We start from the raw sequence: 18,266 nt of genomic DNA, 5'->3' as shown, positions 1-18,266 counted from the left end.
GACTAGGCCTCGGCGGCGCGTTCCCTGAACGCGATCATGTTCATCCGGTTGCCGCAGCGCACGCTGCAGAAGCGCTTCGAGCCATTCCGGGAGAGGTCGACGAGCACTCCGCTGCAGTCGTCGGCGGCGCATCGCCTCAGCCGGTCCACCACGCCCGAGCGGATGACGTCGACGAACGCGAGTGCGACCTCGACGCGGATGCGCTGGGCCAGCGGCGCGTTCGGGTCGGTCGCGTGCAGGTGCCACGGAGACCCGTCGTGCCGAGCGAGCTGCGGGAGGGCCCCGGCCTCGGCCAGCATCCCGTTGACGGCGTGAACGGCGTCGTCCACGTCGAGGTCCCACAGTCGCCGAATCAGGTCCCTGGTCTGAAGCACGTCCCGCAACTCGGCCGCATCGTGGTCGATCCGCCCGGAGTACGCCCAGTCGACGAGGAATCCGGCGAGTTGCCCGACCGTGCCGATCTCGTCGGACCCGCTTCTGGACGCCGCGGGGTCGGTGTTGGCCAGCGCGACCGCGAACTCCAGCGTCTCCTCGGTGTCAGGGGCTAAATGCAAATTGACCGGTGACCTCTCATGGTCGTAATGTCAGGGGCATACAACAATGTAGACCATGACGTAGGAGGATGTGGTGAAGCAGTCGTCGACGAGCCTCGGCCTGGTCATCGCGGTGATCGCGGCGGCGGCGTTCGGCGTTTCCGGCGCCTTCGTCAAGCCACTCCTCGAGGCGGGCTGGAGCCCGGCGTCGGCGGTGACGCTTCGCGCGCTCCTCGGCGGTGCACTGCTTCTGCCGTTCGCCCTCGTCGCCCTCCGCGGGCGCTGGTCGGCGCTCTGGCGGGCGCGCTGGCGCGTTCTCGCAATGGCCCTGGTGGGCGTCGCCGGAACCCAACTCGTGTACTTCGCGGCCCTCGAGAGCATCCCGGTGGGCACGGCGATCCTCATCGAATACCTGGCGCCGCTGCTTCTCGTCGCGTTCATCTGGGCGACCAGTCGCCGGATGCCCAAGCTGGTCGTGCTCATCGGCTCCGTCGTTGCGCTGGTCGGGCTCGTGCTGGTGGTGTCGCCGGGCGGCGGGGGCTCGCTCGCGGTCGTCGGGCTGCTCTTCGCCGCCCTCGCCGCGGTCGGCTGCGCCGTCTACTACGTGGTCGCCGCCCGCCCGAATGACGGGCTGCCTCCCGTCGCCCTCGCGGCATCCGGTCTCGTCCTCGGGGGGCTCGTGCTCGGACTCGCCGGCCTCCTCGGCCTCGTGCCGTTCGCCGTGACGTTCGGCACCGTGCGCATGCTCGGTACCGCGACTCCCTGGTGGGTGCCGCTGCTCATCGTCGGCATCATCGGGACCGCGCTCGCCTACGCCGCGAGCATCACCGCGAGCGGGATGCTGGGCTCCCGGCTCGCCTCGTTCGCCGGGCTGCTCGAGGTGGTCGCGGCCGCCCTCTATGCCTGGCTGCTGCTCGGCGAGAACCTGACCGTGCTGCAACTGCTGGGCGGTGTGCTCATCCTCGCGGGCATCGCCTTCGTGCGGTCGGAGAAATCCGTGCAGCCGCTCGAGGCCGCCGTGCCCACCAGGCTGGGGGCGCTCCCCGTAGAATCATCTGGTGGCTAAAGCTGAACTGATGGACTATGACAGGGCTCTCGAGCTGTTCGAGCCGGTGCTCGGCTTCGAGGTGCACGTGGAACTCAACACCCGAACGAAGATGTTCTCGGATGCTCCGAACTTCTTCGGCGGCGAGCCCAACACCAACGTGACGCCGGTGGACCTCGGTCTCCCCGGCACCCTGCCGGTGGTCAACGAGAAGGCGATCCACTACAGCATCAGCCTCGGCCTCGCGCTCGGCTGCAGCATCCGACCGTCCAGCCGTTTCGCGCGCAAGAACTACTTCTACCCCGACCTGGCCAAGAACTACCAGATCAGCCAGTACGACGAGCCGATCGCCTACGACGGCAACGTCGAGGTGGAGCTCTCCGACGGCCGCCTGTTCCAGATCTCGATCGAACGCGCCCACATGGAGGAGGACGCCGGCAAGCTCACTCACGTCGGCGGTTCGACCGGCCGGATCCAGGGCGCCGAGTACTCGCTTGTGGACTACAACCGTGCCGGTGTGCCCCTCGTGGAGATCGTCACCAACATCATCTACGGCGCGGATCGCGACGCCCCCGAACTGGCGAAGGCCTACGTCTCGACGATTCGCGACATCGTGCGGTCGCTCGGAATCAGCGACGCGAAGATGGAGCGCGGAAACCTGCGCTGCGACGCCAACATCTCGCTGCGCTCTCGCCAGTCGGTGGCCGATGCCCTGGCCGCGGGTGACCCGCCGCCGCTCGGAACCCGCACCGAGACGAAGAACGTCAACAGCCTGCGCAGCGTCGAGCGCTCCATCCGCTACGAGATCCAGCGGCAGGCCGCCATTCTGGATGCGGGCGGCACGATCATCCAGGAGACGCGACACTGGCACGAGGACACCGGCGTCACGTCGGCCGGCCGCCCCAAGAGCGACGCGGACGACTACCGCTACTTCCCGGAACCCGACCTGCTGCCGGTGGAGCCGTCCCTCGAGCTGATCGAGAGCCTGCGCGCGGCCCTGCCTGAGGCGCCGGCGATCCGCCGCCGTCGACTCAGGGAGGCCTGGGGTTTCACCGAGCTGGAGTTCCAGGACGTCGTGAACTCCGGGCTCCTGGTCGAGATCGAGGAGACAACGGCCGCTGGTGCCTCACCGGCCCAGGCGAGGAAGTGGTGGACGGGCGAGATCGCCCGGCTCGCGAACGCCGCCTCGGTGGATGCCTCGTCCCTCGTGTCCTCGATCCACGTGAGCGAACTCATCGGGCTGATCGAGGCCGGAGAGCTCACCGACCGCCTGGCGCGCCAGGCGCTCGAGGGAGTCGTCGCCGGCGAAGGGTCGCCGATCGAGGTCGTCGCCTCGCGCGGACTCGCCGTGGTCTCCGATGACGGAGCGCTCATCGCGGCCATCGACGAGGCCCTCGCGGCGCAGCCCGACGTGCTCGAGAAGATCCGCGACGGCAAGGTCCAGGCGGCCGGCGCCGTGATCGGTGCGGTCATGAAGGCGATGAAGGGCACGGCGGATGCCGCCCGCGTGCGCGAGCTGGTGCTCGAGCGGGCCCAGCAGTAGGCAGGCGCCTCCGTGATGCGCCATTGCGCCTCCGCACCCAATAGGGTCGAGGCATGACTGAGATGCCCCGCGCCGTTTGTGTTATCGGGGAGGCGCTCATCGACATCGTGCGCACCTCCGACGCGACCACCGAGCTGCCGGGCGGCAGCCCAGCCAACGTCGCATACGGGCTCGGGCTGCTCGGTGTGGACACGACCTTCCTCACTCATCTCGGGGACGACGAGCGCGGCCGCCTCATCGCCGAACACCTCGCGGGTGTGCGGCTCGCGGCCGGTTCCCAGTCCGCCGCGCGCACGTCGACCGCCGCCGCGACCATCGGGGCGACCGGCGCCGCGAGCTACGTGTTCGATCTCGACTGGAGCCTGCCCGCCGATGCCTCGACGCCGCCGGCGCGAGTGCTCCACACCGGGTCGATCGCGAGTTTCCTCGCGCCGGGGGCGGACACCGTGCGTTCCCTGCTCAAGGCCGCCGAGGCCGGCACGATCGTCACGTACGACCCCAACATCCGCCCGAGCATCATCGGCAGCCGCGACGACAACATCGGCCGCTTCGAGGCGATGGCCTCCCTGGCGAGCGTCGTGAAGCTTAGCGACGAGGATGCCGCGTGGCTCTACCCGCACCTGACAGTCGACGAGGTGCTGCCCCAGGTGCTCGCTCTGGGTCCGCGTCTCGCGATCGTGACTCTCGGGGGCGACGGATCCATCCTGGCGACCAGGGAATTGCGAGTCCAGGTGCCGTCCGCCAGGGTGACGGTGGTCGACACCATCGGCGCGGGGGACACCTACATGGCGTCGCTCGTCTACTCCCTCCTCGACATCGACCCGACCGCCGTGTCTGAGGCCGAATTGCTCGGGATGGGCCGCCGGGCGGCCGCCGCCGCCGGCATCACCGTGTCCCGAGCGGGTGCCGACCTGCCGACCCTCGCCGAGGTGGAGGCTGCGCTCGAGGCCCTTGCCGAATCGGAGACCGAACTGGAAACCGACCCGGAGACCGAGACCGCGCCGGAGCCGGAAGCCGACCAGCCGTAGGGCATCGGTGCCGCGCACGCGGGACGCCTGGCCCTCGCGCCGGGGGCGCCGCAGGAGTAGCGTTCGCTCACGTCCTTGAAGCGCGTTACCCGAACCGCACCCGGAGGCACCCATGATCGTCGAACACGCCCTGATACCCGTTGGACCGGGAGAGGAGGCCGACTTCGAGCGGGCATTCGCCGCGGCCAGAAAGCTCATCGAGTCGAGCCCCGGATTCCTCGGACTCACCCTCTCGCGCGGCGTCGAGGCGCCGACGACGCACCTACTCATCGTGCAGTGGGAGAACTCCCGGATGGTGGGGGCCGGCTTCACGATATCGCCGGCGTTCCGGCAGTGGAGCACCCTGCTGCACGACTCCTACCAGCAGTTTCCGGTCGTGGAGCACTTCAGCTTCATCGCCTAGCTGTCCTGCCCAGGGACGTTGATTAGCCAGCTGAATTTACGGGTGTCCGCCCCACAGCCTCCAGTTGTGCAGGACGTCTCCGGTCCAGGGCGCCCATCCCGCAGACTCCAGTTGTGCAGGACGGCACGACGGGTTGTGCAGGACGAAAGGTGCAGAATCGACGGGAGCGTCCTGCAGATCGGGACCGTTCTGGTCGCCACACCCCTAGCCTGTCCTGCAGACGCTGTCCTGCACAACTGGAGTCTGTGGGGTAGGCACCCACATCACCACGGCCCGTCCTGCAGAACACGGCCCGGCCAACGCGGGCGGCAACGCTAGAGGGCCGAGAAGGTTCAGCCTCCGGCATCGCGACCGGCATGCGGCGGAGGGCGTCCCGGGCGGCCGCGAGGGGGTCGAGGTCCACGACCACGAGATCCGCAACGTCACGCCCCGAGGTCGCCGTGGGACTGCGTCTGACCTCAGGCCAGGAGGATGCTGGAGTTCCCCTCACAGTGGTTCTGGAGTCCCGCTGTCCCTTGTCGGCGACACCTCGGTGTCGGCGGCGAGGCGGTGGCTTTGCTCGACGGAGCGACCCCAGGCTGTTCCGGCGAGGATGAGGGCGATACCGAAGTATCCGGCAACGGCCACGCTGTCGTGGGCGATCGTGATGCCGATGATTGCGGCCCAGATGGGCTCGGTTCCCAGAAGGAGGCTGACCCTGGAGGGCGATGTGCGCCGCACCGCCCAGGTTTGCACCAGGAAGGCGAAGACTGTGCAGGCGAGCACGAGATAGAGGAAGAGCATTCCGCGTCCGGGGTCGAACTGGGCAAGGAAGTGGGGGATCGAGTCGCCGTAGAACAGTGACGTCGCCGTGAAGAGAACAGCGCAGGTGGCCAATTGCACCGTCGTGAGGTGCAGCGAGTCCATCGCTCTGCCTGCGGTGAGCTTGTGCATCGACGTGACGTGAACGGCCCGCACGATTGCAGCCGCGAGAACGAGCAGGTCGCCGAACGTCGGCGGACGGAGTGCGCCGTTGCCGGCGAGAAGGAGGACACCCAGTACGGCGATCAGGGCGGCGAGGACGAACCTGCCGGGCAGCCGTCGACCGGACACGACGGATTCGAGAATCGGGGTGAACACTATCGTCAGGCTGATGATGAGTCCGGCATTCGTGGCCGAGGTGTGGGCGATGCCGAAGGTTTCGAAGCCGAACACCGCGGTCAGCAAGACTCCCAGGATCACGCCCACACGCAGCTCGCCTGCCGTCACCTGGTTTCGCCGCGCTGTCACGAGCGCCATCATGATCGCCGCGGCAAGCAGCATGCGTAGCGCCAGGAGTGCCACCACCGAACTCGGAGAGACGAGTTCCTTGGCCACCAGGTACGTCGATCCCCAGGAGACGGCAACCACAAGCAGGAGCAGATCGACGCGGAATCGGGCGAGAAGAACAGTCACCCCTCTATGGTCCGGTGCACAGTTCTGTAAGACAAGACTGGTATTTCAGGACAAATAGATTAGTTTGAACTTATGGAATTGGGCCAGCTACGCGCGTTGAGAGAGTTGGGGGAGCGAGGCAGCCTTGCCGCCGTGGCGCTGGCCATGCACGTCACGCCGTCATCAATCTCGCAGCAGATCAGCGCTCTGCAGCGTCAGTCGTCCGCCCCACTGACGTTCAAGGACGGACGGCGAACCGCGCTCACCGAGGCCGGGCGCGCCCTGGCTGCGGCGGCGATCGACGTGGAGGTGGCGCTCGAGCGTGCGGCGCAGTCAGTGACGCGTTTCCAGAGCGACCAGTCGGGCACCGTCTCGGTGGCGGCCTTTCACAGTGCTGGATCGGCCCTCTTCGGTCCGCTGATCACCGCCTTGAGCGCTCCGGATCAGCCGCACGTGCGCCTGAGCGACTTCGATGTGGCGCAGGAAAGGTTTCCCCGGCTCACCTCGGACCATGACCTCGTCCTCGCGCACCGCTTGGTGGGTAGTCCGCCGTGGCCAGCGACTGTGCGTGTCGAACCGCTCCTGTTCGAGCCGCTGGACATCGTGGTTCGACGCGACCATCGCCTGGCGGCGAAAGTCTCGATCGAACCCAGGGATCTGCACGACGAATCCTGGGTAGCCGTGCAGGAGGGATTCCCCCTCGAACAGGCCATCACCGTGATCGCGGGCATCGGCGGCAGCGAAGCGCGCATCCTGCATCGAATCAACGAGTTCCTCGTCGCCGCCGCCGTTGTCGCCGCGAGCGGCTGCATTGCGCTGATGCCTCGCTACACCGCGGACCTCCACGACCACCCGGAATTGGTTCGCCGCCCCCTCATCCACCCCGGGCTCGGCCGACACATCGATTGTCTCGCTCGACCGGAGACTCTCGAACGCACCAATGTGCAAGCTGTCCTGTCGCAGATCAGGACGATCGCACTGGGGCTCACTCAGCACCGCACCAGCTAGTCCGGCGCTGGTGCGGGATCACGGCAGGGTGTAAAACAGGTGCCATGGTCCGGATAACGAACACCATCGACATCAACGCCCCGACCCAGCGTGTCTACGTGGCACTCCGGTCTCTCGAGGCCTACCCGACGTGGCTCAGACACTCACCGGTGTATCACGGAACGAAGATGCGAACCTCCCCGGCGGCAGGCCCCCTCACTTACGAAGACTCGACCATGGTCGGCCGAATGCGCGGCGAACTCGTCGAAGACGTGCCAGATCACGCGCTTCAGTTCCATCAGAACAAGCCGTCCGGCAGCCTCGACGCGCTCATTCGATACGACCTGGATGACGCCGGGGGAGGCACTCACCTCACCCGGGTCGGCGAGCTGACCACCCGCGGGATGTTCCGGATCGTGCAGCCGATCCTGCTGCGGATGGCCGCCGCCGAGAGCGAGCGGACGATGAAGTCCCTCAAGGCCCACCTCGAACAACCAGTGTGAATGCCGGACGGGTGGCAGCGCAGTCTCCTTGGCGGAGACTTCCCGTGGGGTGAGCCCCGGCGGTTGCACTTTCGTTTTAAACGATATATCGTAAACACATCGCAGAAGTTCTGCGATGGCTCAGTGAATAGACCTGAGCAGACAGAAAGGGTGTCTGCGATCATGAAACGCAACCACTACACACACGAAACACATCACGACCCATCGGGTCGCTTCCATCACGACCCCTCCCAGCACGGTGGGCGAGGCCACGGCTTCCCCGGCGGCCCCGGGTTCGGTGGCTTCGGCCCCGGCGGCTTCGGCGGCCCGGGATTCGGCGGCGGGTTCGGTCCACGCGGCCCGCGTCGCGCCAGCAAGGGCGACATCCGCTCGGTGATCCTCTCGCTGCTGGCAGAGGGCCCATCCAACGGCTACGGCCTCATCAAGGCGATCGCCGAGAAGACCGGCGGAGCCTGGCGGCCGAGCCCGGGCTCGGTCTACCCCACCCTGCAGCAGCTCGTCGACGAGGACCTCATCGTCTCCACCGGCGAGGGTCGCAAGACCGAGTTCGAACTGACGGATGCCGGAAAGGCCTACGTGGCCGAGCACGAGGACGACTTCGCCAAGGCCTGGGATGCCACGCCCGGCCAGAGCGAGTCCGGCGGGCAGTTCTTCGAGAGCGTGGGCAAGCTCATGGGAGTGGTGCAGCAGTTCCGCCACTCGGCGACCGACGCGCAGCGCGCCGCCGCCATCGAGAAGCTCGACGAGACCCGTCGCGCCCTCTACCTCATCCTCGCCGATTGAGCGAGAGCACTGTGAACGGCGAAACGGCCGGCTGGGCAACCAGTCGGCCGTTTCGCGTCGGCGGGTGTCGCGCGAGGCTCACATCGCGATGGGCTGGCCCACCTCGACGCTGCCGCCGTACTTGAGGCCGGGGCATCCCTTCGCGATTTCGACCGCTCCCGAGAAGTCGGACGCGTCGATCACCGAGTAGCCGGAGATCTGGTTCGCGCCCGCACCCTCGCCGAGTAGCGTCACCTCGCCGATGCGATTGCCCTTGTCGACCACGCTGCCGCCCAGCTTCTGGAACCAGGCGTTCCAGTCGCTGATCTCCTCCTCGGTCGCCATCACGTCGGGCTTGCTGCGAAACGCCAGAACGAAGTTGGACATCTGTTCCTCCTTGAATCAGCGGGTCGGCCGTGTTGCCGACTCGTCACTACGACGGTCGGGGGAGGCCGGAATCGACACCGGCCGTCGTCGCGCTCACCATGATCGTGCGCCTCGCGCTTATTCCCGTCGGCGTGCGCGTCGCCGCCACGGCCATCACGAGGACGGCCGCGCATTGCCAAGATTGCGCCGTTTTCTGACTCTGGTGAGCACAACCGCCGTGGTCCGGACTCAGATCGGCGTGTTCGTACCGATCGCGTCGACCCTCCGCGGTGCACAACTCCGGCAATTTGCCGGGTGGGGGTGGTCCGTCCCAAGTGATTGCTGGCCGCGGCGGTCGAGTGTCCGAGAATTGCAGGAGTTGTGCACGCGGGGCGGGCCCGCAGCTCGGCCGTGCCGCTCGGCCGCGCAGCTCGCCCGCGCAACTCGTCCGCGCAGCTCGGCCGCGCTGCTCGGCGCCCGCACTGTATGGCTCGCCCACAGAGTGGTCCGCGGTCAATCCGGCGCGCGAGCGGAAGCGGTGTCGCCCCTCCGCGGTGCACAACTCCGGCAATTTGCCGGGCGGGGTGGTTCGTCCCGCGTGATTGCTGGCGCGGCGGTCGAGTATCCGAGAATTGCAGGAGTTGTGCACGCGGGGTCGGCCGCGCAACTCGGCCGCGCAACTCGGCGCCCGCACTGTATGGCTCGCCCACAGAGTGGTCCGCGGTCAATCCGGCGCGCGACTCGGCAGCGATGTCGCCCCTCCGCGGTGCACAACTCCGGCAATTTGCCGGGTGAGGGTGGTCCGTCCCACGTGATTGCTGGCCGCGGAGGTCGAGTATCCGAGAATTGCAACTCCGGCAATTTGCCCGGTCGAGTGACCCGTCCCACGTGATTGCGGGCCGCGGCGGTCGTGTATCCGGGAATTGCAGGAGTTACGCACGCGGAGCCCGCCCGCGGCTAGGGCGCGGTCAGGCAGATGGCGCGCCGACGCTCCGCATGGCGCGGTATTACGCCGGGAGTCGCCGTGTGACGCGAGGCTCGACGGGAGCCGCGGCATCCGAAGTATTGTCGGCGCATGACACTCCTCGACGCATCCCCCGTAACCTCCGTCACGGCCGAAGAACGCGCCACGCGGCTCACCGAAGCCGGCGCTGCCTGGGGCGAGCGCATCGCCGCCGATGTGGCGAACGGGCAGCTGACCTACCGGGTGCGCGGCACCGGTGAGGGCTCGGTTGCATCGACGATCACCGCCGGAAAGCACAGCTTCCGAGTGGATGAGCCTGCCGCGCTCGCCGGGGACGACATCGCCGCCAGCCCGGTGGAATTCGCGCTCGGCGCGCTCATCTCCTGCCAGGTCGTCGTCTACCGCCTCTACGCCCAGGCCCTCGGAATCCGGGTGGACGAGATCGACGTGAAGGCCGAGGGCGACCTCGACGCCCGTCGCCTGTTCGGCATCGAGGAGTCCGTTCGCGCCGGCTTCACCGCGGTGCGCCTCGACATCACCATCACGGGACCGGAGACGGACGCCCGCTACCAGGAGCTGCGGGCCGCCGTCGACGCCCACTGCCCCGTGCTCGACCTCTTCGCGAACGCGACGCCGGTGACGGTGAGTGTGGCCAAGGCCTAGTCCGAGCTACGCTTCCTGGCCGGTGAGGAACCCGACCGCCGCCTCCCTGAACGCCCGGGACGTCGGCGCGTTGAAGTGGTGCCGTCCGGGAATCTCGAAGAACGACCCGTGGGGGGCCGCCGCCGCGAGCGAGCGGGACCCGTCGATGATGCGGTCCTCGACTCCCGTCGCGAAGAGGATGGGCTGCGTCGGCGGGTTGGCCGGGTCCGGCTGCTGCCCGCCGCGCATCCCCTCGACGAGGGCGATCAGGGCCGCCAGGTCGTTGCCGGGGATGCTCTCCGCCATCGTCAGGTAGGTGCGGGTGAGGCGATCGGCGATCTCCGTGCCGTCGGCGACGAAGGCGCGCGCCTCGTCGAGCCGAAAGCTGGTCAGGGGGTCGCCGGAGGGGATGCCGCCCAGCACCGCCCGATCGATCCGCTCGGGGAGTTGGAGCGCCGCATGCCAGCCAACCCGGGCGCCGAGCGAATAGCCGATGTAGTGCGCCCGGTCGATTTCGTAGGCGTCCAGCACCGCAACCACGTCCGCGACCAGCGCCTGCATCGTGTAGCGCTCCGGCTCGTGCGGCTTGGCGCTCGCGCCGTGCCCGCGCTGATCGAGGAGGATCACTCGGAAGCCGGCGCGCAGCAGGTAACGCACCCAGCCGGACGAGAACCAGTTGAGCAGGGCGCTGGAGGCGAAACCATGCACCGCGATCACGGTGGGGTGTTCGACCGCGCCGAACTCGTAGCTGGCGAGCGCGAGACCGTCTGGGGAGGCGACGAATCGGATCGGCGGGGTTTCTGAGGTGAGCATCGGCTCTATTCGACCACGTTTGCCCACCCGAGCGCGCGATGCCGGTGCCCGGGAGTATCGTGCCGGCATGACCGTCATTCGTGTGGAACGGGCCGCGGATGTGCCGTGGTCCGACGTCGAGGCCGCGCTCACTCACGGCGGCAACGGCTCGACCTGCTGGTGCCAGTGGGCCGTCAATCCGGAGTACCCCACGATGAGTCGGGACGAGAAGCGCGCCGCGCTGCGCGTCGAACTCGCCGCCGGGCGGGTGGCCTCGCCCCTCGTCGCCTACGTCGACGGGGCACCGGCCGGATGGTGCAGGATCGCGCCGCGTAGCCAACAACCTCGTCTCGCGCGGATGTCAGTGGTGCGGCGCGGCAGCGTCGAACCGATGGACGACGGCACGGTGTGGGCGGTGACCTGCTTCGTGGTGCGCCGAGAATTCCGCGGGCGTGGTCTCGCGCACACCCTGCTCGAGCACGCCGTGCGACTCGCGCGCGACAACGGTGCCCGCGTGATCGAGGGCTACCCGATCGACCTCGCCGAGCGGCCAGGGCGACCGCCCAACACCCTGTACATCGGCACGGTCGGCCTCTTCGCGTCTGCGGGCTTCGAGGTGACGGCGAGACCGACGCACGGTCGAGCCGTCATGACGCTGCGGGTGGCCGGGTAGCGGCTACGCCCCGGCGGGTGGCCAGACGCCGATGATCAGGGCCATCACGAGGATCGTCACGAACTCGTGGGAGACGTTGAGAATCGTGAGACCCCGCGGGCGCCGATCGAACGCGTCGTGCGTGATGAAACGCGCGGCCGTGAAGCCGGCCCAGAGCAGGATCCCGGTGACCAGCGCGCTGGAAAGGAATCCGCCGCCGTAGAACTTCCACGCGATGAAGGTGGCTCCGGCGAGCACCCAGGAGGTGATGAAGCTCACGATCACGGTGGCGACGATCGGACCCACCGCATCCCTCGCGTTGCCGCTCGGGGTGACGCCAGTGGCCCTCATCCAATAGGCGCCGAACACCCGGGGGGTGTACCAGATCGAGCCGACGATCATGGTGGAGACGGTGGCCAGAATCACTGCCCAGTAGTTGATCTCGGGAATCATCGCGTCCTCGCAGGCGTCGCCGGTGTTGGTGGCTGGAGTCTATTGCGCCATCGCCCTCTCGACGGCGGAAATCGCGTCCGCCACGTCGGTGTCGTCCGTGGACCAGTTGCTGACAGAGACGCGCAGGATGTCCCGGTCCCGCCAGTGCGAGCCGGACATCCAGACGAGCCCGCTGTCGATGAGGTTCTTCGTCACCCGGCGGGTGTTCTCGTCGTCGCCGAATGCGAGGCTCACCTGGGTGAAGACGACGTCGTTGAGCACCTCCACGCCGGGAAGCCGGGCGAGACCCTCGGCCAGGGCGCGGGCGTTGGCCGCGAGACCCTCCACGAGTTGCACGACGCCGGAGCGGCCGAGCGAGCGCAGCGCCGCCCAGACCGGCACCCCGCGGGCGCGGCGTGACAGCTCGGGCACCTTGTCGAACGGATCGCCGGGCCCGTGGTCCGCGTTGATGAGGTAGCTCGTCTGCACCCCAAGGGCCGCGCGCACCGGCTTGGGGTTGGCCACGACGGCGATGCCGCAGTCGTACGGCACGTTGAGAGTCTTGTGGGCATCCGTCGCCCAGGAGTCGGCCGTGTCGAGACCGTCCAGGTGGTCGCGGTACAGCGGGCTCGCCGCGGCCCAGAGGCCGAACGCGCCGTCCACGTGCACCCAGGCGCCGTGCTCGTGGGCGATCGCCACGCACTCCCGCATCGGATCGAACGCTCCGGAGTGCAGGTTGCCGGCCTGCAGGCACAGGATCGTCGGCCCCGTCACCTCGCGCATGGCCTCGGCCAGCGCGGCGGGGATGATCCTGCCCTCGGCGTCGGCGTCCACCAGCACGGGGAGTCCGAGCCCGAGATAGCGCAGGGCCAGGTCGACCGAGGCGTGTCGCTCGCGCCCCGCGAGCACCGTGATCCGCGGCCCGCCAGCGAGTCCGAGGGTGTTGAGATCCCACCCCACGCCATCGAGCACGCTCTGCCGACCGGCCGCGAGACCGACGAAGTTCGCCATCGTGCCTCCGGTGGTGAAACCCACGTCCGAACCGCGCGGCAGACCCAGGAGGTCGAGAATCCAGTCGCCGGCGGCCTGTTCGATGGCGGCCGTCGCGGGGGTGGCGTAGCGCATGCCGGCGTTCTGGTCCCAGGCCGTCACGAGCCAGTCGGCGGCCAGCGCCGCGGGCAGGGTTCCGCCGACCACCCAGCCGAAGAACTTTCCGGAAGGCATCGCCATGAGCCCCGGCTCGGCGACGGCGGCGAGCTCGTCGATCACGGCCGCCGGGTCGGACGGGCCGCCAGGTAGCGGCCCGTCGAGCGTCTTGGCCAGCTCGTCGGCGGTGGTCCGGGGTGATACTGGCCGCGTCGGTACGGACGCGAGCCACTCCGTGGCGTGCGCATGGGCGCGATCGAGAGCCGTGCTGAAGGCATTCGGGTCGGCTGTCACGATTCGAGGGTAGACCCGCGTGTCGGCCAGCGGAAGAGAGCGGCCGTGGACGCCATCCCGTGCTCCGGGTGCTCGCTCGTGAGGTGCCCACATCCGTCGCCTCGTTCGCGGTGGTAGCGGCGAATCTGGGCACCTCACGGATGGGGGAGGGGATGGGGAGCGGATGGGGGAGGGAAGGGCGCGGCCGCAGGCGCGCGGTGCGACCCTCAGGCCGTCTGGCGCAGCCGCAGCCGGCGGGACGGGTGCTTCTCGTCGAGCTCGATGCGGTCCTCGAGCGACCGCACGAAGTCCGTGAACGACTTGAAGCCGAGGGAGCGCTCCTGGAAGGTGGGGTCCATCCGCAGCATCTGGCTCTTGGCGGCGGCGCTCGACAGCCATTCGTCGTCGTTCTTGGCCTGGCTGAGCTGCAGGGCGCGCACCAGGAGTTCGGTGGCGGCATCCTTCTCGCTCAGCGGCTTCGAACGCCGACCTCGGCGCGTGGGGGCGTCGGTGGGCGGCGTGCTGCTCGGCGCGGGACCCGACGGCTCGTCGGCCGACTTGACTCCGGGCAGCGCGTCGTAGTCGGCGAATTCGTTGCAGGCGGCGGCGAGGGCCTTGCTCGTGGCGCCGGCCACACCGATGCCGACCACGTATCGGCCCAACTGTTTGCAGCGCTGGGCGAGCGCGATGTAGTCGGAGTCGCCGGCCACGATCACGACGTGGGTGAGGTCGGAGAGCCGGAACAGGTCTTCGACCACGTCGACGGCGAGCCGGATGTCGGCCCCGTTCTTCATCGACGCGACGGTGGGGAAGAGTTGCACGAGATCGACGGCCCGCTCGATGAGCTGCTTCTGATAGCTCGCGTTCACGGCGACCGACCAGTCCGCGTAGGCGCGGCTCACGGCGATGGTTCCGAAGGACGAGGCGAAGTCGAGCACGGCACTCAGGTCGACCGTGGCATCCTCGAGCCGTTTCGCGATCTCGGTTCCCGCGTTCGCCCTGGCGTCGAAACTGCGGGCCTCATCCTTGTGAAACTGCCCGCGCTTACTCCGTTGGTCGTAGCGGGAAATGATGATGTTGTCGAAGTCGATGTAGACGGCGACGCGAGCGTCAGTCTGATCTGCCATTGCGGCGCCTCTCGGTACGGTTCCCCCAGTCTGCCGGTTCGTCACCCAAACGGGTAGCCGCGCCGGGGGCGCACGGATGTCGACGGTCATAAGTCCCTAGTGTCGGCCCACGGGTGGGACTACTCTCTCGACAAACATTCACATTGCCGTGAGGAGTGTCCCATCATGCGCAGGGCGTTCGCCGCCATCGCCGCGGCAGTGATCGTGACCCTTGCCATGACGGGATGCGCCGCCCTCGGGGCCGTGGGGACGAGCATCCGCCAGGTGGCGATCGGCGCGACGTTCCGGCCCATCGACGGGCTGTGCTGGCGGGCACCGGATTCGGCGATCGCGGCGGATCCCACCTGGACGAGTGGCCTGCCGGTGGACTGCTCGACCAGCCACACGACATACACCTTCGCCGTACCGCTGCTGTCGAAGGCCTTCTCGGGGAGTTGGCGGCGCCCGGGCTCCGCCGAGGCGTTGCGGACGGACGTCTCGGATGCGGCCTGGGCGGACTGCTCGAAGGAGGAGTCCCGCTTCCTCCCCGCCCTCGACAATAAGAGGCATCGGCTCTTTCTGAGCTACTTCGTTCCGTCGATCGCCGCCTGGAATGCCGGGGCGCGCTGGGTGCGCTGCGACATCGCGCTCGTCGGTTTCGGCAGCGCTCTCACCGCGCCGACGTTCCTTCCGCTGCCCGCCAACATCGGCGACCTCGTGCGCGACGTGACCGAACTGCCGATGAAATTCGCGCTGTGCATCGACACCTGGGACCCGAGCGGCAGCACCGATCCCTACAACGGCCCGTTCTCGACCTACTCCGACTGCACGGATCGGCCGCAGTGGCAAGAGGCCTCGACGGCGGATCTGCCGTCCGGGTCCGCGGTACTTCCCGATCTGGAGACCCTCCTGGCCTTCGAGCAGCGCTGGTGCGGCGATGCCGCGGAGGCAACGGGCAACCTCTGGTTCGCCTACTCTCCGAACGAGGACTCCTGGGCGGCGGGCGATCGTCAGGTCGAGTGCTGGGTGTCGTCCGGGCTGGGCTCGCGGGTTGCCTGACCGGCGGGATCGGTCGAACCGGGCGGGCCCGGAAGGTTTCGCACGGCATCCGCGTTGTCGCCCTCATGAAAGCAATCGTCTACAGCGAAACCGGCGAGCCCTCCGTGCTGCGCCTCATCGAGCGCGAGGCAGCCGACCCGCAGGCCGGCGAGGTACGCGTGCGCGTGGTCGTCTCCGGGGTGAACCCCACGGATTGGAAGTCCCGGCGCGGATCCCGCGCGGGCGAGCCCCTCGCGTTCGCCGACGTGGTTCCCAACCAGGATGGCGCCGGAGTGATTGACGCCGTCGGTGAGGGAGTGGACGGGTTCGCCGTGGGCGACCGGGTGTGGCTCGCGCTCGCCGCCTACGAACGGGCAGACGGCGGCACGGCCCAGGAGTTCTCGATAGTTCCGGTGGAGCGGGTCTACCGGCTGCCGACCGGCGCGAGTTTCGACCTCGGCGCGAGCCTCGGGGTGCCGGCGATCACGGCGCACCGCGCACTGACGGTGGTGGAAGGCGGCCCCGATCGGCTCGCCCCCGGCGCGCTCGCCGGCAAGGTTGTCCTGGTGGCCGGCGGGGCCGGCGCCGTCGGGCACGCGGCCATCCAACTCGCACGCTGGAGCGGAGCGACCGTGATCACCACCGTCAGCTCCGCCGCGAAGGCCGCGCTCGCGGCCGCGGCCGGGGCGCACCATGTCGTGAACTACCGGGAGTCGGATGCGGCCGCCGAGATCCGTCGTCTGGCACCCGCCGGAGTGGACATCGTCGTCGAGGTGGCGCCGGCCCAGAACGCGGAACTCAACCTGTCCGTGATCCGCAATCACGGAGTGATCGCGGTCTATGCCAATAACGGCGGGGACGAGCTCACCCTCGATGTGCGGCGTCACTTCAGCCTCAATGTGCGCTATCAGTTCCTGCTGCTGTACACCGTGGGCCAGGCCGCCCGGGATGCCGCCGCCGCCGACATCAACGCCGCCATTGCGGACGGCGCGCTGCCGGTGGGGGAGCGGTCGGGCCTGCCCCTGCACCGTTTCGACCTCGCCCACACCGCTGACGCTCATGCCACGGTGGAGGACGGCGCGGTGGGCAAGGTGCTCATCGAGATCGCTCTGGGCTGATCCGTCCGCGCGGTGGTATCTTGGCGATCACCGCGAACCGGAGGAGCTCGGAAATGGTCGAAACAGTCCAGTCCGCAGACGGAACCACGATCGCATTCGATCGGCTCGGCGGCGGGCCCGCCGTGGTGGTCGTCGGCGGAGCAATGAACACCCGTCTCTCGCCGTACCCGCTCGCCACGCTGCTCGCGGACCGGTTCACCGTGATCAGCTATGACCGACGCGGACGCGGCGAGAGCGGTGACGGCGCCACCTATTCGGTCGACCGGGAGGTGGATGACCTGGCTGCGGTCGTCGCCGCAACCGGTGGCCCCGCGTTCGTCTACGGACACTCCTCGGGCGGCATCCTCGGCCTCGAGGCGGCCGCCCGCGGCGTGCCGGTCACGAGGCTGGCCGTCTACGAACCTCCGTACACCTTCGATCCGGACGGCTCGGCGGCGGACGGCGACCCCGGAGTGGCTCGCGCGCTCGAGGCCGGTGACCCGGAGGGTGCCGTCCGGGCATTCATGCGGCTGACCGGCATGGACGACGCCACCATCGACGGGATCTCGCACGCGCCGTTCTGGGCGGGCCTCGTGGCGATCGCGCACACCCTGCCGTATGACCTCGCGCTGTCGGGCGACGGCCGAGTGCCAGCCGATCGGCTGTCCTCGATCGACGCGCCGACGCTCGTGATGGATGGCGGGGTGAGCCCCGCCTGGGCCGCCCGGGCCGCCGAGGGCCTCCTCGGCGCGATTCCCGGCGCGACCCGGGCAACGCTCGCCGACCAGAATCATGGTGTCGACCATGCGGTTCTCGCCCCGGTGCTCATCGAGTTCTTCGAGGGTTAGGCCGGGAGGGGGCGACGTCGTCAGTCGGGCAGAGTCACCGTCGGCCGGAGAGCGTCGAGATCCGGGCCGAGCCCGATGTCGATGACTCGCACGCGACCGGCGAGGCCGGCGGCGGGTTGCAGCAGCAACCCCGCCTTGTAGCCGCCGAAGGTCACCGTCAGGTCGGCGGGAAGCACGAGGGGGTCCGGCACGCTGCCGTCGTCGGGATTGATGCCGCTCGGGATGTCCACCGCCACCACGAAGGGTCGGGGCGTCACGCCCTGGACCGCCTCCACGACAGTGCGCGCGTCGCCGCGGAGGGCCGGATTCGCGCTCGTCCCCGTGCCGAGGATGCCGTCGACGACGACATCCGCCGCCGCCGCTGCCCTCGCGGTCTCGCCGAGGGGCACGACGCGGGCGCCGGCCGCGAGCGCCGAGGCCAGGGCCTGCTCCTGCGCGCGCGGACCGGTCATCACGATCGCGACATCCGCACCGCCGGCGGCGAGTTCGGCCCCCGCGTACAGCGTGTCCGCGCCGTTGTTGCCCGTACCCACGAGCAGCAGGACCCGGCCCCCGTCGGCGGGAAGCGCGCCTCGAACCTCGGCTGCGAGCCCGGCCGCGGCGCGCTGCATGAGGGGCTCGCCGGCGGCCAGGTGCGGGGCCTCCGCGTCGCGCATCTGCTGCGCCGAATAGCCGCGAATCATGATGCCTCCG

At 68.9% G+C, this 18,266-nt stretch carries 20 protein-coding genes; 12 read left to right on the top strand and 8 right to left on the bottom strand.

All coding sequences use genetic code 11. The annotated features are described in order from the left end of the window. Positions 1–2: 2 nt before the first annotated feature. Positions 3–554, bottom strand: a complete 552-nt coding sequence (locus FVP33_RS11290; RefSeq protein ID WP_147783774.1) for a CGNR zinc finger domain-containing protein — start codon at positions 552–554, stop codon at positions 3–5. 73 nt (positions 555–627) lie between these two features. Here FVP33_RS11290 and FVP33_RS11285 point away from each other — a divergent pair, with 73 nt between their 5' ends. The 4 genes from FVP33_RS11285 (at position 628) to FVP33_RS11270 (ending at position 4,552) form a co-directional block, all read left to right on the top strand. Next, positions 628–1,599, top strand: coding sequence for an EamA family transporter (locus tag FVP33_RS11285; protein ID WP_147783773.1), 972 nt, complete (start codon positions 628–630; stop codon positions 1,597–1,599). Next, a complete protein-coding gene (gene gatB / locus FVP33_RS11280; protein ID WP_147783772.1) occupies positions 1,592–3,121 on the top strand; it encodes an Asp-tRNA(Asn)/Glu-tRNA(Gln) amidotransferase subunit GatB in 1,530 nt (509 codons plus the stop codon). The genes FVP33_RS11285 and gatB overlap by 8 nt, the downstream gene beginning before the upstream one ends. 53 nt (positions 3,122–3,174) lie before the next feature. Next, on the top strand, positions 3,175–4,149 hold the full coding sequence (locus FVP33_RS11275; protein ID WP_147783771.1) for a PfkB family carbohydrate kinase: 975 nt from the start codon (positions 3,175–3,177) through the stop codon (positions 4,147–4,149). A gap of 112 nt (positions 4,150–4,261) precedes the next feature. Next, complete coding sequence (locus FVP33_RS11270; RefSeq protein ID WP_147783770.1) at positions 4,262–4,552, top strand: antibiotic biosynthesis monooxygenase family protein; 291 nt, start codon at positions 4,262–4,264, stop codon at positions 4,550–4,552. A 486-nt stretch (positions 4,553–5,038) separates the two neighbouring features. Here the strand turns inward: FVP33_RS11270 and FVP33_RS11265 are convergent, their stop codons facing one another. Next, positions 5,039–5,986, bottom strand: coding sequence for a DMT family transporter (locus tag FVP33_RS11265; protein WP_147783769.1), 948 nt, complete (start codon positions 5,984–5,986; stop codon positions 5,039–5,041). 72 nt (positions 5,987–6,058) lie between these two features. Between FVP33_RS11265 and FVP33_RS11260 the strand changes: the two genes are divergently transcribed. The 3 genes from FVP33_RS11260 to FVP33_RS11250 all read left to right on the top strand — a co-directional run bounded on the left by FVP33_RS11260 (position 6,059) and on the right by FVP33_RS11250 (position 8,238). Further along, positions 6,059–6,973 (top strand): LysR family transcriptional regulator, encoded by a 915-nt coding sequence (locus tag FVP33_RS11260; protein ID WP_147783768.1) that lies wholly within the window; start codon positions 6,059–6,061, stop codon positions 6,971–6,973. 44 nt (positions 6,974–7,017) lie between these two features. Next, positions 7,018–7,455, top strand: a complete 438-nt coding sequence (locus FVP33_RS11255; RefSeq protein ID WP_147783767.1) for an SRPBCC family protein — start codon at positions 7,018–7,020, stop codon at positions 7,453–7,455. 162 nt (positions 7,456–7,617) lie between these two features. Further along, positions 7,618–8,238, top strand: coding sequence for a PadR family transcriptional regulator (locus tag FVP33_RS11250; RefSeq protein ID WP_147783766.1), 621 nt, complete (start codon positions 7,618–7,620; stop codon positions 8,236–8,238). A 78-nt stretch (positions 8,239–8,316) separates the two neighbouring features. Here the strand turns inward: FVP33_RS11250 and FVP33_RS11245 are convergent, their stop codons facing one another. After that, positions 8,317–8,604 carry a YciI family protein gene (locus tag FVP33_RS11245; RefSeq protein WP_147783765.1) on the bottom strand — a complete coding sequence of 96 codons (288 nt, stop codon included), beginning with the start codon at positions 8,602–8,604 and terminating at the stop codon, positions 8,317–8,319. 1,054 nt (positions 8,605–9,658) lie between these two features. On the opposite strand from FVP33_RS11245, the gene FVP33_RS11240 reads away from it, so the two are divergent. Further along, positions 9,659–10,210 carry an OsmC family protein gene (locus FVP33_RS11240; RefSeq protein ID WP_147783764.1) on the top strand — a complete coding sequence of 184 codons (552 nt, stop codon included), beginning with the start codon at positions 9,659–9,661 and terminating at the stop codon, positions 10,208–10,210. A 6-nt stretch (positions 10,211–10,216) separates the two neighbouring features. On the opposite strand, the gene FVP33_RS11235 is transcribed toward FVP33_RS11240, so the two are convergent. After that, positions 10,217–11,002 carry an alpha/beta fold hydrolase gene (locus tag FVP33_RS11235; protein WP_187270682.1) on the bottom strand — a complete coding sequence of 262 codons (786 nt, stop codon included), beginning with the start codon at positions 11,000–11,002 and terminating at the stop codon, positions 10,217–10,219. Positions 11,003–11,069: 67 nt separating this feature from the next. Between FVP33_RS11235 and FVP33_RS11230 the strand changes: the two genes are divergently transcribed. Beyond that, positions 11,070–11,654 (top strand): GNAT family N-acetyltransferase, encoded by a 585-nt coding sequence (locus FVP33_RS11230; RefSeq protein WP_147783762.1) that lies wholly within the window; start codon positions 11,070–11,072, stop codon positions 11,652–11,654. Positions 11,655–11,657: 3 nt separating this feature from the next. Here FVP33_RS11230 and FVP33_RS11225 read toward each other — a convergent pair whose 3' ends face one another. From FVP33_RS11225 to FVP33_RS11215, 3 genes are all read right to left on the bottom strand, one after another. Continuing rightward, positions 11,658–12,086: a DUF1761 domain-containing protein gene (locus FVP33_RS11225; RefSeq protein ID WP_147783761.1), complete on the bottom strand. Its 429-nt coding sequence runs from the start codon at positions 12,084–12,086 to the stop codon at positions 11,658–11,660. Positions 12,087–12,125: 39 nt separating this feature from the next. Beyond that, on the bottom strand, positions 12,126–13,505 hold the full coding sequence (locus tag FVP33_RS11220; protein ID WP_147783760.1) for a pyridoxal phosphate-dependent decarboxylase family protein: 1,380 nt from the start codon (positions 13,503–13,505) through the stop codon (positions 12,126–12,128). 206 nt (positions 13,506–13,711) lie between these two features. Next, positions 13,712–14,611, bottom strand: coding sequence for an NYN domain-containing protein (locus FVP33_RS11215; RefSeq protein WP_147783759.1), 900 nt, complete (start codon positions 14,609–14,611; stop codon positions 13,712–13,714). 165 nt (positions 14,612–14,776) lie between these two features. On the opposite strand from FVP33_RS11215, the gene FVP33_RS11210 reads away from it, so the two are divergent. The 3 genes from FVP33_RS11210 to FVP33_RS11200 all read left to right on the top strand — a co-directional run bounded on the left by FVP33_RS11210 (position 14,777) and on the right by FVP33_RS11200 (position 17,573). After that, on the top strand, positions 14,777–15,649 hold the full coding sequence (locus tag FVP33_RS11210) for a septum formation family protein (RefSeq protein WP_147783758.1): 873 nt from the start codon (positions 14,777–14,779) through the stop codon (positions 15,647–15,649). Positions 15,650–15,714: 65 nt separating this feature from the next. Beyond that, the gene (locus FVP33_RS11205) at positions 15,715–16,746 is read left to right on the top strand and encodes an NADPH:quinone reductase (protein WP_147783757.1); all 1,032 of its coding nucleotides are present in this window, start codon (positions 15,715–15,717) and stop codon (positions 16,744–16,746) included. Positions 16,747–16,799: 53 nt separating this feature from the next. Continuing rightward, positions 16,800–17,573, top strand: a complete 774-nt coding sequence (locus FVP33_RS11200; RefSeq protein ID WP_147783756.1) for an alpha/beta fold hydrolase — start codon at positions 16,800–16,802, stop codon at positions 17,571–17,573. A 20-nt stretch (positions 17,574–17,593) separates the two neighbouring features. On the opposite strand, the gene FVP33_RS11195 is transcribed toward FVP33_RS11200, so the two are convergent. Further along, positions 17,594–18,256, bottom strand: coding sequence for an NAD(P)H-hydrate epimerase (locus tag FVP33_RS11195; RefSeq protein WP_147783755.1), 663 nt, complete (start codon positions 18,254–18,256; stop codon positions 17,594–17,596). Positions 18,257–18,266: the final 10 nt, after the last annotated feature.

This window comes from Lacisediminihabitans profunda (assembly GCF_008040105.1).
Classification (GTDB): domain Bacteria; phylum Actinomycetota; class Actinomycetes; order Actinomycetales; family Microbacteriaceae; genus Lacisediminihabitans; species Lacisediminihabitans profunda.
The sequence above is the reverse complement of the archived record's forward strand: the minus strand, read 5'-3'. Positions and strand labels throughout refer to the sequence as shown.